The organism is Actinoplanes sp. NPDC051861, assembly GCF_040681145.1.
In the GTDB taxonomy this organism is placed as follows: Bacteria; Actinomycetota; Actinomycetes; order Mycobacteriales; family Micromonosporaceae; genus Actinoplanes.
In genome coordinates this window covers 185,910-202,303 of record NZ_JBFAYE010000008.1, presented here as the reverse complement: position 1 = coordinate 202,303, position 16,394 = coordinate 185,910, and the positions used below count along the sequence as shown (strand labels likewise).

Genomic DNA, 16,394 nt, shown 5'->3' with positions numbered 1-16,394 from the left:
GTTACTTCGCCGGCTTGAGGTTCGCCAGCACGATGCCGTTGTCCCACTGCTTCCAGGACGCGGGCAGCGCGTACTTGTCGTCGTTGGTCGGCCAGCCGGTGGCGTTGCTCGTGTTGAACTCGGTCAGCATCGAGTTGAGGTAGATCGGGATGTACGGCAGGTCGTTCACGATCTCCTTCTGGATGATCGCGTACTGGGCCTTCTGCGCCGCCTCGTCGTCGGTTCCGGAGGCCGTCTCGACCGCCTTGTCGACCGTCGCGTTGCTGTACCGCGAGTAGTTGCCGCTGGTGCCGGCCGCCTCGCCCACCTTCGCGGTGGTCTTGGTGACGTACTTGAGGCTGTACGTCGCGAACGGGTTGGTCGACGCGCCGAGGCCGATCGAGTCCAGCGAGAGCTGGTACTTACCCTGCACCTGGTTGTTGTTCCACTCGTTCCAGGCCAGCTGGCTCGGCTTGAGCTCGATGCCGACCTCCTTGAGCTGCTGCGTCATCGCGTCGTTCAGCGAGATGTAGTCGCTCCAGCCGGTGACCGTCTGGATGGTCAGCGAGAGCCGCTCACCGCCCTTGGCGCGGATGCCGTCGCTGCCCTTGGCCCAGCCGGCGGCGTCCAGGAGCTGGTTGGCCTTGGCGGCGTCCGGGGTGCCCGGGATCGTGGCGTGCGCCGGGTCGGTGATCCACTTCTGGTCGCGCTTGGGCGGCAGCATGGTCGGTGACGCCGGCTCGGCGAAACCGCCACCGGCCAGCTTGTTGAGCTGGTCGCGGTTGAGGGCGTGGTAGATCGCCTGGCGTACGGCCACGTCGGTCTGCGGTCCCTTGCAGCCGAGAGACGCGTTCGCGCAGGTGAAGATCGAGGTGGTCATGGCCGGGGTGTTGACGTACGTCAGGCTCTTGTTGCCCGCGATCAGCTGCTCGAGGCCGGGCAGGAACGCGCTCATCCAGTCGACCTGGCCGGCGACCAGCGCGGCGCTCGCGGCGTCGGCGGTGGCCAGCGCGATGTAGCGGACGTTCTGGATCTGCGGCTTGTCCGGCTGCCAGTAGGTCGCGTTCTTCTCCATCACATAGCTCTGCGGAGTGAACTGCTTGAGCTTGTACGGCCCGGTGCCGACCGGGTTCTGGTTGATCGTCTTGGCCGGATCGGTGACCTTGCCCCAGATGTGCTCCGGGATGATCGGGGTGTTGCCGACGATCGCCGCCTCCTCGGTGTACGAGGTGACCGGGAACGTCAGAACCGCCGTCTTGTCGTCCTTGGCCACGGCCGAGGTGAGCTTGAGGCCGGTCGCGTTGATCGACTTCGTCTTGTTGATCAGGTCGAACGTGAAGGCCACGTCCTTGGCGCTGAACGGCTGGCCGTCTGACCACTTCACGCCCTCACGGGTCGTGATGGTCAGCACCTTGCCGTCCGGGCTCCAGGAGTGGGCCGTGGCGAGCATGGGTGTCGGCTCGGCCTCGGTGGCGAAGTTGAAGTAGTAGAGCGGCTCGAAGATGAGCCCGTTGGTCGGCTGGAGGAAGGTCGGCGAGAACGGGTTCCAGTTCTCCACGATGGTGCCGGTCGCGCCGTTGAAGACGGTCACCGTGCTGTTCGCACCACTGTTGGACTTGTCTGCGTCGGAAGAGTCGGAACACCCGGTCAGCGTGAGCGCTATCGCGGCCGTGGCCGCGACGGCCGCGCCTGCCCGGCGGCCGTGACGGGAGAAGAGGTCATACATCGGGCCATTATTAAGTCGCTTAAGTTTGATGTGTCAAGACCAGGTTTCCGGTCGTCGCTCAGTGCGCCACTTCGGCGGCCTCATCAGCCCGGATCTATCGAGCGCCCGACTTGACCCGCTTAGTTAAGCCGTTTTAGATTCTCCATTGACAAGCGTGAAACATGGGGCGCATCGTGGGAGCGCTCCCAAAACCCCGTCCCCCGGGAGCATCCCCACGACCGTCCGCCACCGCACCCGGCGGACAGGGAGGAACCCATGAAATCGAAATGGTGGGGTGGCCTCATCGCCGTGCTGACCGCCGCCGCGACAGTGTTCGTGGTGGCACAGCCCGCTCAGGCCGCCACCGGGTTCACCGTCTCCGGAACCCGGATCCTCGACGGCAACGGCAACCCGTTCGTGATGCGCGGCGTCAACCACGCGCACACCTGGTACGCGAGCCAGACCAGCTCCTCGCTCGCCAACATCGCGGCGCTCGGCGCCAACACCGTCCGCGTCGTCCTCGGCAGCGGCCAGCGCTGGACGGCAAACCCGGCATCGGACGTCGCCAACGTGATCAGCCAATGTAAGGCGAACCGGCTGATCTGCGTCCTCGAAGTGCATGACACCACCGGTTACGGCGAGCAGTCCGGCGCCGCGACGCTCTCCCAGGCCGTCGACTACTGGATCTCGATCAAGAGCGCGCTGGACGGCCAGGAGAACTACGTCATCCTGAACATCGGCAACGAGCCGTACGGCAACGGCTCGGCCTCCGCCAACTGGGCCGCCGACACCCGGTCGGCGATCACCCGGCTGCGCTCGGCCGGCTTCCAGCACCAGATCATGGTGGACGCGCCGAACTGGGGCCAGGACTGGCAGTTCTACATGCGTGACAACGCCGCCTCGGTCTTCGCCGCCGACCCGAACCGCAACACCGTCTTCTCGATCCACATGTACGGCGTCTTCGACACGGCCGCCGAGATCAACGACTACCTCGGCCGGTTCCAGACCGCGAACCTCCCGATCGTCGTCGGCGAGTTCGGCTTCAACCACTCCGACGGCGACCCCGACGAGGACACCATCTTCGCCACCACGCAGTCGCGCGGCATCGGCTACCTCGGCTGGTCCTGGTCCGGCAACGGCGGCGGCGTCGAGTACCTCGACATGGTCACCAACTTCAACGCGTCCGCCCTGACCACGTGGGGCCAGCGCATCTTCAACGGCGCGAACGGCATCAAGGCCACATCGAAGCTGGCCACCGTGTACGGCGCGACCACACCGTCGCCGAGCCGGTCGTCGTCCTCACCCTCGCCGTCGCCCAGCAACCCGGGCTCCCCGAGCCCGAGCAACCCCGGCGGTGGTGGCGCCTGCACCGCCACCTACGCGGTGACCAACAACTGGCCCGGCGGTTTCCAGGGCACCGTCACGATCAAGGCCGGCGCGGCTGCCATCAACGGCTGGACCGTCACCTGGACGTGGCCCAACGGCCAGGCCTTCACCAACTCGTGGAACGCCACCGTGACCACCTCCGGCTCCGCGGTAACCGCGCGCAACGCCGCCTACAACGGCAAGCTCGCCGCCGGCGCCGAGGCCAGCTTCGGCTTCACCGCGTCGCGCGGCACCACCAACAACAACCCCTCGCCGGTCACCTGCACCGCCAGCTGACCGTTTCGCACGCCGGGTGCCGCGGAGAGATCTCTCCGCGGCACCTTCTTCTTCCAGGGGTACGCGACGTCGCGCTCTGCCTCATCTAGACCCGCGACCAGGCGCGACACCGGGCCGCAGCGCGCCGCACGCGCAAATCAGTGGTCCCTCCCGCGCGTCCCGTGAATCATCGAACCGATGAGCATCGAGCAGATCACCGTGTCGGCAGCCGACGCCGGCCCCTACGCGATCACCACCGGCCCGGACGGCGCGCTGTGGTTCACCCTCGTGCACAGCGCCGCGATCGGCCGTCTCGTCCCCGGCGAGCAACCAGCTATACATCCCGTCTCGCCAGGCTCCGGCCCGACGATCATCACGCCCGGCCCGGACGGCGCGCTCTGGTTCACCGAGTACCGCTCGCACCGCATCGGCCGCATCACCGTGGCCGGCAAGATCACGTCCGTCCCGCTGCCCACGCCGGAGTGCGGCCCGTTCGGGATCACCGCCGGCGCGGACGGCGCCCTCTGGTGCACGCTGACGACGGCCGACCGGATCGCGCGGATCACCACGGACGGCGCGGTCACCGAGTTCTCGCTGCCGGTGACCGGCGCGTTCCCGTCGGCGATCACGGCGGGCCCCGACGGCGCCCTCTGGTTCACCCTGAACCAGGCGAACGCCATCGGCCGGATCACCACCGCAGGCGATCTCACGCTCCACCCACTGCCGACCGACGTGGCCGCACCCGTCGGCATCACCGCCGCACCGGACGGCACACTCTGGTTCGTCGAGATCGGCGCCGGCCAGATCGGCCGCATCACCCCGGACGGGGAGATCACCGAGTTCCCGCTGCCCGACCCCGCAGCCCGCCCACACGCCATCACCACCGGCGCCGACAACGCACTCTGGTTCACCGAGTGGGGCGCCAACCGAATCGGCCGCATCACCCCCACCGGCACGATCACCACCCACGACCTACCCACCCCGAACTCCGAACCCCACGGCATCACCCTCGGCCCGGACGGCGCACTCTGGGCAGCCCTGGAGATCGGCGCCCTCGCCCGGATTTCCCACTGACCTCGAGGAATGTGAGGATCCGCAGGCCAGTCGCGAGTAAATGTCAGTTATATGCGGATAAGGGGGGTCATCGCGGCTGCTGCGACCTTAGGCGTGATGACCACGGGCACGGCAGCGGTTTGCACAGCGCCAGATCGGTCCGAGCCGGCGGTCACCGCGTCGCCGGGTCCCACAGGGTCGCCGGGTCCCACGGGTTCCGGGTCGCCGGGTCCCACGGGTTCCGGGTCGCCGGGTCCCACGGGTTCCGGGTCGCCGGGTCCCACGGGTTCCGGGTCGCCGGGCGTCGCGGCGGTGCCGTGGGTCGGGACCTGGGCGATAGCGGTCCAGCCGAGCGAGCGGACCTTCAAGCAGCAGACCCTGCGGCAGATCGTGCACACCAGCATCGGCGGCGGCAGCGCCCGGATCCGGCTCTCCAACGTTCACGGGACCGGCCCGCTGACCGTGACCAGCGCGAACCTGGCCCGCCCGGCGCGGGGCAGCGCCGTCGCCCCGGCCACCGTCCGCCCCCTGACGTTCCTCGGCGCCGCGTCGGTGACGATCCCGGCAGGCGACGCGGTGGTCAGCGACGAGGTGACGTTCCCGGTGCCCGCCGACGGCGACGTGGCCGTCAGCCTGTACGTCCCCGGCGAGACCGGCCCGAGCACCGGACACGGTGCGGGCACACAGCACAACTACGTGGCCGCCGGCGATCAGAGCGCCGCCGCCACCCTGTCCGGCGCCAGAGCCACCACCAGCTACTCCTTCCTGTCCGGCCTCGACGTCCGCAACCCCGGCGCGACCGGCGCCGTGGTGACCTTCGGCGCCTCCATCACCGACGGCGTGGGCTCGGCGGTCAGCGCGAACCGCCGCTGGCCCAACCTCCTCGCCGACCGCCTGCGCGCCGCCGGCCATACCGTAGGCGTGCTCAACACCGGCATCAGCGGCAACCAGCTCACCGCCGACCGCTTCGGCGACCGCGCAGGCCGCCGCCTCCAGCGCGACGTCCTGGACCAGCCCGGCGCCCGCCGGGTGATCCTCTCCGACGTAGCAATCAACGACCTCGGCAACTCCGGCACCCCCTCAGCCACCCTGATCACCGAGTTCGAGCAGCTCGTCTCCCGCGCCCGCGCCGCCGGCCTCACCGTGATCTGCTCGACGCTGACCCCGTTCCGCGGCGCGGGCTACTGGACCGAGGCCGCCGAACAGGGCCGAGCCGCCTTCAACACGTTCATCCGCTCCCCCGGCACCGGCTGCGACGCCGTCCTCGACCTGGCCGACGCCACCGCCGACCCGGCGGACCCCGACCGCTACGCCCGCGCCTACGACTCCGGCGACCACCTCCACCCCAGCAACGCCGGCATGCAAGCCATCGCCAACGCCGTCGACCTCACCTGGCTCACCCCCTGACAGGCCGGACCGGCGCATCGACGATCCCTCGCCCGCCGCACAGCACCACACACCGCCGATCAGCCCCCACCTCGGCAGCGGCAGCTGGCGCGATCGCCGGATAGAACGTTCGTTCTTGCGGATAGAACGTTCGTTCTAGCAGCGGTGACTAAGCGAGCATCCCGGCGCGACGGCCGAACACCGTGCCGGCGGTCAGTCCGGTGCCGCCCGGATAGTTGCCGCTGAACAACCCGCCGAGCATCTCCCCGCACACGAACAGGCCGGGAATGACAGCGCCGTCCGCATCCATCACCCGCCCATGCTCATCCGCCGCCAGCCCGCCGAACGTGAACGTGATCCCGCACGTGACCGGGAACGCGTAGAACGGCGGCGTTCGGATCGGCAGCGCCCAGTTGCTCTTCGGCGGGTCCACCCGGGACGCCCGCCCGTCTTTCACCGCGGCGTCAAAACGCACACTCTCGTCGATCCCAGCATTGAAATCCTCAACTGTCCCGATAAATCTGGGCAAATCGATGCCAGCGGACAGCGCCAGCTCCTCCAGCGACGAAGCAACGATCACCGAAGCGCCCGGCGCGTCATACTCCTCGGTCCGCAGCAACGGCCGGATCTCCGAGTCGAACACCTGGAACGCGAGGCCCCCGGGCTGCCGGAGGATCTCCCCGCCGTACTTCGCATAGGTGTAGTTCCGGAAGTCCGCCCCCTCGTCCACGAAGCGCCGGCCGGAACTGTTCACCACGATCCCGAGCGGATAACTCTGCCGCGTGAGCCGGTTCGTCAGCTCCCGATCACCCGAAGTCGCCGCCCCCGCGTCCCACGCCACGCTGTGACAGCTCGACCAGTCACCACCCCGAGCCGCGCCAACGGCCAGCGCCGACCGCAGCATGTCCCCCGTGTTCAGCGGCGTCCCGCGCACCAGCGCCCGCTCCCACCCCGCACCCAGATGCTCCCGCCGCCACCGCGGATCGGCCTCGAACCCGCCCGCCGCCAGCACCACCGACTCCGCTTCCACGACACCGGTCGTCCCGTCGGCCGCGCTCCAGCGCACCCCACAGACCCGGCCGTTCCGGACCACGAGATCACCGCACCGGTGTCCATAGCGGATCTCGACCCCACCCGCCAGCGCCGCCCGCGTGTGCTGCGAGACCAGCCCCTTCCCACCGTCCACGCTGCCGACCGCGAGACCGCCCCAGAACACATGCCGGCCCGAATCATCCGGATATGACTGCCGCTCGAACATCAGCCGGAACCGCAGCCCCAGCCCGTGCAGCCAGCGCAGCGCCGGCCCGCTCTCCGCCGCCAGGACGCCGGCCAACCCCGCGTCGGTCCGGCCACCGGTCAGCTCACGCATGTCTTTCAGGAAAAGATCTTGAGGGTACGGAGTGAGCACCGCTGTGGCATTGCGGGGATCGGGCTCCAGCAGTTCCGCCACGTCGTCCAGACCGTGATGCGCGATCCGGAACGCACCCGCCGTGTAGAAGCTGTTGCCGCCCGCCTCGTCCGGCCGGCCCCTCTCCAGCAGCAGGACCTCGCGGCCCCGGGCGGCGGCCGCGTGCGCCGCGCTGAACCCGGCGTTGCCGCCTCCGATCACCACGACGTGCGGCATGGCGCCTCCTGGCCGACACTGGGAACCAGCGACAGACCTGAATGTAAGCGGAGACGCGCGGTACCGCACACGGAAGTGGGGTGGCCCGATGAACTGGCGTCCGGCGGTGGCCGGCCCGTGGGTGGCGGCCGCGATCGCGACCGTGCTGCTGGTCGTGACGATGCCCCGCGACGATCCCGCCGAGGCGGGCGACTTCCTGGACGGCCGCCAGTTGCGGCTGATGGCTCCCGCCGCGCCCGGCGGCGGCTGGGACCAGACCGCCCGCGAGATGCAGTCCGCGCTGCGGGACGTGGCCGGGCGCACCGAGGTCTACAACGTGGCCGGCGCCGGCGGGACGATCGGGCTCAGCCAGTTCGCCCGGTACGAGGGCGACCCCACCCAGGTCATGGTGATGGGCCTGATCATGGTGGGCGCCATCGAGAGCAACGACTCGCCGGTGAGCCTGGAGCAGACCACCCCGCTGGTACGGCTCACCACCGACTACGAGGTGCTCGTGGTCCCCGCCGACTCCCCGCTCCAGACCGTCGACGACCTGGTCACCCGCATGCGGGACGACCTGGGTGCGGTCTCGTTCGCGGGCGGCTCGGCCGGCGGCGTCGAACAGATCCTGGCCGGCCTGATCGCCGACGCGATCGGCGCCGATCCGGGCGGCGTCAACTACGTCGCGCACTCCGGCGGCGGCGAGGCCCTCTCCACGCTGCTCTCCGGCCGCGCGACAGCCGGCGTCTCCGGCGTCTCCGAACTGGAGGGCCAGATCAGGGCCGGCACGGTCCGCCCCCTCGCCGTCTCCAGCGCCGACCGCCTGCCCGCCCTCCCCGACGTACCCACCCTCCGCGAGTCCGGCGTCGACGTCGAACTCGCCAACTGGCGCGGCGTGGTGGCCCCCGCTCGGCTGGACCCGGCCGAGGAGCAGGCCTTGGAGGACCTGATGATGCGCATGACGCAGACCGACGCGTGGCGCGAGACTCTGCAGCGGCGCGGCTGGGGCGACGCCTACCTGGCCGGTCCCGAGTTCGACACGTTTCTCAAGACGGAACGCGACACCGTCCACGACGTCCTGGTCAAGATGGGCCTCGCATGACCACCCCCGACCCCGAACCGGCACCCACGGCACCCACACCCGCAGCACCCACACCCGCAGCGCCAGCAACCGGGGCACCCGCAACCGGGCCACACGCAACCGGGCCACCCGCAACCGGGGCGCCCGCAACCGGGCCACCCGCTGCCGCCCCGGCGGGCTCGGCGGCCCTCTCCGACCTCGCCGAGCCGCCCGCCCCCGAGTCGGCTGAGCGGGAGCGATCACAGGCGCGGGCGTCGGCGCTCCTCGGGATCGTCATGGTCGCCGGGGCGATCGTGGTGCTCGTCGACGCGGCCGGGATGCGGGAGACCGATGCGGCGGTGGGACCCGCGGCGGCGCCTACGCTGATCGGGATCCTGCTGGGCATTCTCGGACTCGTGCTCGCCGTGCAGGGTGTGCGCTCAGCGCGTACCCCGGATGGTCTTGACCTTGATCCTCGGCGCTTCTGGCGCCTCGCGGCGATGGTGGGCACTCTGATCGCGTTTGCCCTTCTTCTGCCGTTTGTGGGATATGTAGTGAGCTCCGCCGCCCTCTTCACCGTGGCGGCCCTCCTGCTCGGCGCACCGCATCCCGCCCGGGTCGTCGCCTATGGATGGGCCCTCGCCGCGACCGTGTTCCTGATCTTCGACCGGCTGATCGGTCTCAGCCTTCCCACCGGACCGTGGGGGTTCTGATGGACGCCCTGCTCGCCGGTTTCGCCGACGCCCTCACCCCGGCCAATCTCCTCTGGGCCCTGGTAGGCGTCACCATCGGCACCGCCGTGGGCGTGCTCCCCGGCATCGGCCCGGCCCTCACCGTGGCCCTGCTGCTGCCGATCACTTTCCGCCTGGAACCCGCCGCCGCACTGATCATGTTCGCCGGGATCTACTACGGCGGCATGTACGGCGGCTCGACCACCTCGATCCTGCTCAACACTCCCGGCGAGAGCGCGTCCGTGGTCACCGCCCTCGAAGGCAACCGGATGGCCCGCGCCGGACGCGGCTCCGCGGCCCTGGCAACCGCCGCGATCGGCAGCTTCGTGGCCGGCACCATCGGCACGATCGCGCTCACCGCGGCCGCTCCCCTGGTCGCCGACATAGCGATCAGTTTCGGTCCACCGGAGTACGTCGCGCTGATGGCCCTGGCCTTCGTCACCGTCAGCGCGCTGCTCGGGCCCAACCTGCTGAAGGGCGCCGCCTCGCTCGTCATCGGCGCCGCGATCGGCCTGGTCGGCATCGACACGCTGACCGGGCAGCCGCGGCTCGCGTTCGGAGCGCCCGCCCTGCTCGACGGGATCGACGTGGTGATCGTGGTCGTCGCGCTGTTCGCGCTCGGCGAGACGTTCACCCACCTGGTGGCCGGCACCGGGCACGCCCGCGTCGAACCGGTCCGCGGCGCCGCCGTCCTCTCCCGCGAGGACTTCCGCCGCTCGTGGCCGGCCTGGCTGCGCGGCACCGCCCTCGGCTTCCCGATCGGTAGCCTCCCCGCCGGTGGCGCCGACGTGCCGACCTTCCTCAGCTACAGCCTCGAGAAACGGCTCTCCAAGCACCGTCACGAGTTCGGCCACGGCGCCATCGAGGGCGTCGCCGGCCCGGAGTCCGCCAACAACGCCGCGGCCGCCGGTGTCCTGGTCCCGCTGCTGACGATCGGCCTGCCCACCTCCGCGACGGCGGCCGTCATCCTCACCGCGTTCCAGTCCTACGGCCTGCAGCCCGGCCCGCAGCTCTTCAGCGAGTCCGGCGACCTGGTGTGGGCGCTGATCGCCAGCCTCTACATCGGCAACGTCCTGCTCCTGGTACTCAACCTGCCCCTGGTCCGGGTCTGGGCGCGCCTGCTGACCATCCCCGCCTACGGCATCTACGCCGGTGTCCTGGTATTCGCCTGCCTGGGCACCTACGCCGCCGGCGGCACCGTCGCCGACCTGCTCATCCTGACCGCGCTGGGCCTCGTCGGCCTCCTCATGCGCCAGGCCGACGTCCCGGTAGCCCCGGCCATCGTCGGCCTGATCCTGGCCCCGCTGTTCGAACAGCAGCTACGCCGAGCCCTGACCCTCTCCGACGGGGACTGGTCCGTCCTGCTCTCCAACCCGCTGACAATAACGCTCTGGATCCTGGCCGCCCTAGCCCTGCTCGCCCCCACAGCCGTCTCGCTCTACCGCCGCACCCACCCCCACGTGTGACTTTCCGCCCCACTCCACACACAAACGCCACCCCATTGCGTGTGGATTTCCGCCCCCCTCCGCACCCCAACTCCACACACGAGGCGCCACCCCCGAGCGTGTGGATTTCCGCCCCGCTCCACACCCGAACTCCACACACGAGGTGCCACCCCCGAGCGTGTGGATTTCGGCCCCGCTCCGCACCCCAACTCCACACACGAGGTGCCACCCCCGAGCGTGTGGGGTTTCGGGGGTCCGTACCAAGATCGGTGTTTCCGGCTGTCGGTTAGTAGGTCTCGGCGGCCGGCCAGCGGTCACCGAAGGTGATGGCGAAGGCGTTCAGCACGGGCTTCCAGCGCATCGTCCATCGGGCGCGGCCGGTCCCGGTCGGGTCCAGGCTGCGGGTCACAAGGTACAGGCACTTCAGCGCGGCCTGCTCGCTCGGGAAATGTCCCCGAGCGCGCACGGCCCGCCGATAGCGGGCGTTCAACGACTCGATCGCATTCGTGGAACAGATTACCTTCCTGATCTCGACGTCGTAGTCCAGGAAGGGAATGAACTCGTTCCAGGCGTTACGCCACAGCCGGATCATCGCCCGGTATTTCGTGCCCCATTTCTCTTCCAGATCATCCAGGGCGGCCGCTGCCGTGTCCGCGTTGACCGCGGTGTAGATCGGCCGGATGTCACGCTTGATCGCGTCCGCGTCGGCTCGTGACGTCAAACGGAAAGTATTCCTAATCAAATGAATGATGCAGGTTTGCACCACGGCCTGCGGCCAGACAGCCTCAACGCTGTCCGGCAACCCTTTCAACCCGTCGCAAACGACGAAGAACACATCGGCCACGCCACGGTTCTTCAGATCGACCAGAACGCTGAGCCAGAACTTGGCGCCCTCGCCACCGGCGCCGGCCCACAGGCCCAGGACGTCCTTACGGCCGTCCACGGTGACCCCGATGGCCGCGTAGATGGGCCGGTTCGCGACCTGACCGTCCCTCACCTTGATGACGATCGCGTCGATGAACACGGCCGCATACACGCGGTCGAGGGGCCGCGATGACCATTCCGTCATCTCCGCGACCACTTTGTCGGTGATCCGTGAGACGGTCTCCTTCGACACCGACGCGCCATAGATCTCCGCGAAATGCGCCGATATCTCCCCGGTCGTCATTCCTTTCGCAGTCATCACTCGCGGGGCCCATCCCGCCGGACCTCAGCCCGGCGTGTCGGGCCGGAAACACCGCTCCTGGCACAGTCCCGGTTTCGGCCCCGCTCCGCACCCGAACTCCACACGCGATGGGGGTCGGGTGCGGGCGGGGGGTGGTGTCAGCTTGCGGTGCAGGAGGTGCTCGGCCAGGTCCAGTTGCCGTTGGCCATGATGGTGATGCCGAAGTTGTTGCCGGAGCCGTTCGGGCGGGCCGTGACCCTGCCGGTCGTGCCGCTGACCGAGGCGTTCCAGCTGTTCTGGATGGACTGGCTGCCGTTCAGGTTGAGCGTGACGGTCCAGTTGCTGGAACCGGAGACCGCGACGTTGAGGTTGAAGCGGTCGCCGAACTGCTGACCGGCCGAGAGGGTCGCGGTGCAGTTGCCGCCGCCCGGGGGCGGTGTCGTCGTGCTGGTCGGCTGCGGGTTGCCGCCGCCGTCCGGAGCGACCGCCCGGCCGGTCGACGGTGAGATCATGCCGGAGCACAGGTTGCGGCTGGCCAGGTTCTGGGCGATGCGCGGGATGGCGGCGACGGTGTTCGCCGGCCAGTCGTGCATGAGGATGATCTGCCCGTTCTGGAGCCGTCCGGCGGCTGAGACGATCGCGTCGACGCTGGCGTTGTTCCAGTCCTGGGAGTCGACGTCCCAGATGATCTCGGTCAGGCCGTACTTCTGCTCGACGGCGCGCAGCGTCGCGTTGGTCTCGCCGTACGGAGGCCGGAACAGCCGGGGTGTGCCGCCGCCGGCGTTCGCGATCGCGGACTGGGTCCGGGAGATCTCCGAGTCCATCGTGGCCTGGCTCTGCTGCGTCATGTGCGGGTGGGTGTAGCTGTGGTTGGCCACCCACATGCCCGCGTCCACCTGGGCCCGGACCAGCGAGGGGTTGGACGCCACGTACGAACCCTGGTTGAACATCGTGGCCCGCAGGCCGTTGTTCCGCAGTGCGGCCAGCAGGTTCTGCGTGTTGCCGGCGCGCGGGCCGTCGTCGAAGGTCAGGCCGACGTACCCGTTGCAGGCGGCGGCCTGGGACGACGCGGTGACGTTGATCGCCACGAAGGTGGCGGCGGCAGCGGCGGCCGTCGCCGCGATGGCCAACGGACGTTTCCACTTACCGATTGCTGCGATCCGCATGGAGGCGTTCCTCTCTTCGGGCTCCGGCCGACCGGCCATCGACAGCGATGAGTATCGTTCCGCCCTCGTCAAAGAGTCAACAACTTCCGGAAGCATAACGGAAATCAGTTTTCACTTATAAGCGATGTTCAACAGGCATTTTGCCATCATCCAGGGCCCAGGAAATGTGTCATGGCGAGCATCAGATGGCGCCTGGTCCGAAAGTTTCGGAGCGTGGGGAGTGAGTGCCGGGCCACTGGGCATAGGGATCGCATGGCGGTGATCCTTCTGACCGGTGCCTCGGGGCGCCTCGGGCACATGCTCCGCGAGCGCCTCACCCACCACACCCTGCTGCTCACCGACGCCGAACCCGAAGACGGCGACGGCGCCGGAGACGGCGACGGCGACGGCGTCGAGGCGCTCGACGTGACCGACGGCGAGGCGCTGCGGCGGGCCTGCGCGCGGGGCGTCGACGCGGTCGTGCACCTCGGCGGGCTCGCCTGGGAACGGCCCTTCGACGACCTGCTCGACGTCAACGTCCGCGGCACCGAGCGGGTCCTGCGGGCCGCGCACGAGGCCGGTGTCCCGCGCGTCGTGCTGGCCTCCAGCAACCACGCCGCCGGCCTGCACGAGCGCCGCGACGACCTGCCCGACGACGTGCCGCCGCGGCCGGACACGTACTACGGCTGGAGCAAGGCGGCCCTGGAGTCCCTGGGCCGGCTCTATCACGACCGGTACGGCCTGCACGTGATCTGCCTGCGGATCGGCGCCTGCCGCCCGCGGCCCGAGGACGCTCGTGACCTGTCCATCTGGCTCTCCCCGGACGATCTCGCCCGGCTGGTCGAGGCCTCGCTGACCGCGACCGGATGGCACCTGGTCTGGGGTGTCTCCGCGAACACCAGGCGCTGGTGGTCGGCCGCGGGCGGCGACGCCATCGGTTTCCACCCGCGCGACGACGCCGAGAAGTGGGCGGCCGACTTCGGCGAACCCGACCTCACCGCACCGCAGCACCGCACCGTCGGCGGACAGAGCGGCACCGGGAGGCTGGGCGGCTGAGGCTGACCGTCACACCGGGGCGGGCTGGTCGGCGGCGATCCGGAGGGCTTCGACGAGACGCCGGTACAGGTCGTCGGTCGCGTAGAGCTCGGCATGCGTGCCCTGCGCCCGGATCCGCCCGTCCTCCATCACCAGGATGCGGTCCGCGTCCAGCACCGTGGACAGCCGGTGAGCGATCGTCACCACCGCGCCGGCCGCCGCCCGCTCCCGGATGCACGCCTGCACGGCGGCCTCGGTCAGTCCGTCGACCTGGGCGGTCGCCTCGTCCAGGAGCAACACGTCCGGCGTCCGGAGCAGCGCCCGCGCCAGGGCGATCCGCTGCCGCTGCCCTCCCGAGACGTCCGTCGAGCTCAGCGACGTGTCCAGCCCCTCCGGCAGCTCCGCGATCTTGTCGTCCAGGCGTACCTCCCGCAGCACCGCGCGCAGCTCCTCCTCGCTCGCGTCCGGGTGGGTGAAGCGCAGGTTGTCGCCGATCGTCCCGGGCACCACCGGCGTCTCCTGCTCGACGTAGGCCAGCCGGGCACGCACCTCCTGATGGGTCCAGTCCGCATACGGCCGGCCGTCCAGCAGGATCCGGCCCTCCTCCGGCTCGACGAAACGCAGGAGCAGCGAGAACAGGGTGGTCTTTCCCGCGCCGGACGGCCCGACGATCGCCGTGTGCCCGCGCCGGGGGATCTCCAGGTCGATGCCGCGGACGGCGGGCGGCGCGTCCGGGCCGTAGCGCGCGGTGACGTCCCGCAGCACCAGCACCGGCGTGTCCGCGGCGTGCGGGGCCGCCGCCGGCCGGGAGATCGCGCCGGAGGCGGGCTCGGCGGCGATGCTCTCCAGCTCGTTGATGCGCCCGGCCGCGGCGATGCCCGACTGCAGCGCGGTCATGTTCTGCGTCAGCTCGCTGATCGGGCCCATCAGCTGGAACACGTACAGCAGGAACGCGACCAGGCTGGACACCTCGAGCAGTCCCGCGTGGGCACGCCAGGCGCCCACCGCGAGGATGAGGATCACCGCGAGGTTGATGCCGGACCAGGCGATCGTCCAGACCGAGGCCGCGACCTTGGCGGCACGAACGCTGTGTGCGGCGGCGTCACGCGCGTTGCCCACGATCTGGTCACCCTGGCGGACTTCGGCCCGGCTTGCTTTCACCGTACGAATAGCGCGCAGTGATCCTTCGAGTTGTGCACCCAATTTGCCGACCGAGTCCTGAGCGGCCGTCTGCGCCTTGCTGATCCTCGGCAGGAGCGTGGCCATCAGGATGCTCACGACGACGACCGCCCCGAGTGTGCACGCGAGCAGAGTCAGGTCGAGCACCGCCATCAGGATCAGCGTGCCGACCAGCCCGATCCCGGCGTTGATCAGGCCGACGATGCTGCTGGACGCCTGGTGCAGCAGACCGGTGTCGGACGTGACACGGGTGACGAGCTCCCCGGTGGCGCGGGCCTGCAGGTCGCCGACCCGGGCCCGGAAGTAGCGCCGGATGATCGAGGTCCGGGCGTCCAGCACGATCTGCTCGGCGAGCGTGCCGAGCAGGATCCACTGCCAGAGCGTGATGGCGGCACCCACCACGACCAGGGCGGCGAGCACGGTGATCGGACGGGCGAGGTCGACGCCGTCGCTGAACGAGTCGAGGACCCACTTGGTGACCATCGGCGTGGCCAGCCCGGCGGCGTTGCCGATCAGGCCGAGGACGAGCCCGAGCAGCATGGTCCGGCGGTGCGGGCGGAGCACGGCGAGCAGGGTGCGCAGTCTCGTGGGTTCCGGCATTCCCATAGTGGAACACTCACGTTCCAAAATAGGCAAGTGTTATTCTGCCGCTGTGAGCACCATCCCCACCGGCAGCCGTGCCCGCACCCGGCAGGCGATCCTGGACGCGGCGATCGAGGTCCTCGCGCGCAACCCGGCCGCGCCGCTGAGCGACGTGGCCGCCGCCGCCGACGTGGGCCGCACCACGCTGCACCGCTACTTTCCCGAGCGCACCGACCTCCTGAACGCTCTGCAGGCCGAGGCCGGGGAGCGGCTCGACCAGGCCCGGGTCCGGGCGCGCGTCGCCGAGGACTCCGGCGTCTCCGCGGTCCGCCGGCTCTGCCAGGAGTATTTCGATCTGGGCGACGTGCTCTCGCTGCTCTTCCGCGAACAGGTCGCCGTCGGCGACGACCACGACATCGCCGGCTGCGACGAGGACTTCGAGGCCATGGTCCGCCGGGGCCACGCCGACGGCAGCATCGACCCGGAGCTCCCGCCCATCTGGATCCAGAGCCTGATGTGGTCGCAGCTCTACGCCGGCTGGAGCTACCTCGCCGAGTTCAAGGTCTCCCGCCACGAGGCCCTGCGCCTGGTCCTGCGCTGCATGGAGGGAGCGGTCCGCCCCCTCCACCGCGACTGACCGTGTGTTGAGTTCCGCCCGTATATGAGCCCGAACTCAACACGAAAT

General features: G+C 69.8%; 12 protein-coding genes and 1 pseudogene. 8 read left to right on the top strand and 5 right to left on the bottom strand.

From position 1 onward, the window contains the following. Position 1: 1 nt before the first annotated feature. A complete protein-coding gene (locus AB0M02_RS22960) occupies positions 2–1,705 on the bottom strand; it encodes an ABC transporter substrate-binding protein (protein ID WP_364229796.1) in 1,704 nt (567 codons plus the stop codon). A 255-nt stretch (positions 1,706–1,960) separates the two neighbouring features. Here AB0M02_RS22960 and AB0M02_RS22955 point away from each other — a divergent pair, with 255 nt between their 5' ends. The 3 genes from AB0M02_RS22955 to AB0M02_RS22945 all read left to right on the top strand — a co-directional run bounded on the left by AB0M02_RS22955 (position 1,961) and on the right by AB0M02_RS22945 (position 5,785). After that, positions 1,961–3,346, top strand: coding sequence for a cellulase family glycosylhydrolase (locus AB0M02_RS22955; RefSeq protein WP_364229794.1), 1,386 nt, complete (start codon positions 1,961–1,963; stop codon positions 3,344–3,346). A gap of 177 nt (positions 3,347–3,523) precedes the next feature. Further along, entirely contained in the window at positions 3,524–4,399 is an 876-nt protein-coding gene (locus AB0M02_RS22950; protein WP_364229793.1) for a virginiamycin B lyase, read from the top strand. Positions 4,400–4,690: 291 nt separating this feature from the next. Further along, entirely contained in the window at positions 4,691–5,785 is a 1,095-nt protein-coding gene (locus tag AB0M02_RS22945) for a GDSL-type esterase/lipase family protein (RefSeq protein ID WP_364229791.1), read from the top strand. 148 nt (positions 5,786–5,933) lie between these two features. Here the strand turns inward: AB0M02_RS22945 and tcuA are convergent, their stop codons facing one another. After that, entirely contained in the window at positions 5,934–7,388 is a 1,455-nt protein-coding gene (gene tcuA, locus AB0M02_RS22940) for an FAD-dependent tricarballylate dehydrogenase TcuA (protein ID WP_364229789.1), read from the bottom strand. Positions 7,389–7,476: 88 nt separating this feature from the next. Here tcuA and AB0M02_RS22935 point away from each other — a divergent pair, with 88 nt between their 5' ends. Genes AB0M02_RS22935 through AB0M02_RS22925 form a run of 3 tightly spaced genes read left to right on the top strand, consistent with a single transcriptional unit; the run spans position 7,477 to position 10,624 of the window. Continuing rightward, positions 7,477–8,469: a tripartite tricarboxylate transporter substrate-binding protein gene (locus AB0M02_RS22935; RefSeq protein ID WP_364229787.1), complete on the top strand. Its 993-nt coding sequence runs from the start codon at positions 7,477–7,479 to the stop codon at positions 8,467–8,469. Next, the gene (locus AB0M02_RS22930) at positions 8,466–9,140 is read left to right on the top strand and encodes a tripartite tricarboxylate transporter TctB family protein (RefSeq protein WP_364229785.1); all 675 of its coding nucleotides are present in this window, start codon (positions 8,466–8,468) and stop codon (positions 9,138–9,140) included. The genes AB0M02_RS22935 and AB0M02_RS22930 overlap by 4 nt, the downstream gene beginning before the upstream one ends. Beyond that, positions 9,140–10,624 carry a tripartite tricarboxylate transporter permease gene (locus tag AB0M02_RS22925; RefSeq protein ID WP_364229783.1) on the top strand — a complete coding sequence of 495 codons (1,485 nt, stop codon included), beginning with the start codon at positions 9,140–9,142 and terminating at the stop codon, positions 10,622–10,624. Before AB0M02_RS22930 ends, AB0M02_RS22925 begins: the two co-directional genes overlap by 1 nt. 265 nt (positions 10,625–10,889) lie before the next feature. Here the strand turns inward: AB0M02_RS22925 and AB0M02_RS22920 are convergent. Further along, positions 10,890–11,789, bottom strand: a pseudogene (locus tag AB0M02_RS22920) (IS256 family transposase); the annotation flags it as partial. A gap of 137 nt (positions 11,790–11,926) precedes the next feature. After that, on the bottom strand, positions 11,927–12,934 hold the full coding sequence (locus AB0M02_RS22915) for a polysaccharide deacetylase family protein (protein ID WP_364229781.1): 1,008 nt from the start codon (positions 12,932–12,934) through the stop codon (positions 11,927–11,929). A gap of 252 nt (positions 12,935–13,186) precedes the next feature. Between AB0M02_RS22915 and AB0M02_RS22910 the strand changes: the two genes are divergently transcribed. Further along, positions 13,187–13,969, top strand: coding sequence for an NAD(P)-dependent oxidoreductase (locus AB0M02_RS22910; RefSeq protein ID WP_364229779.1), 783 nt, complete (start codon positions 13,187–13,189; stop codon positions 13,967–13,969). A 9-nt stretch (positions 13,970–13,978) separates the two neighbouring features. Here AB0M02_RS22910 and AB0M02_RS22905 read toward each other — a convergent pair whose 3' ends face one another. Next, on the bottom strand, positions 13,979–15,727 hold the full coding sequence (locus AB0M02_RS22905; protein WP_364229777.1) for an ABC transporter ATP-binding protein: 1,749 nt from the start codon (positions 15,725–15,727) through the stop codon (positions 13,979–13,981). 52 nt (positions 15,728–15,779) lie between these two features. Here AB0M02_RS22905 and AB0M02_RS22900 point away from each other — a divergent pair, with 52 nt between their 5' ends. Then, positions 15,780–16,346 (top strand): TetR/AcrR family transcriptional regulator, encoded by a 567-nt coding sequence (locus tag AB0M02_RS22900; protein WP_364229776.1) that lies wholly within the window; start codon positions 15,780–15,782, stop codon positions 16,344–16,346. The last annotated feature ends 48 nt before the right edge of the window (positions 16,347–16,394 follow it).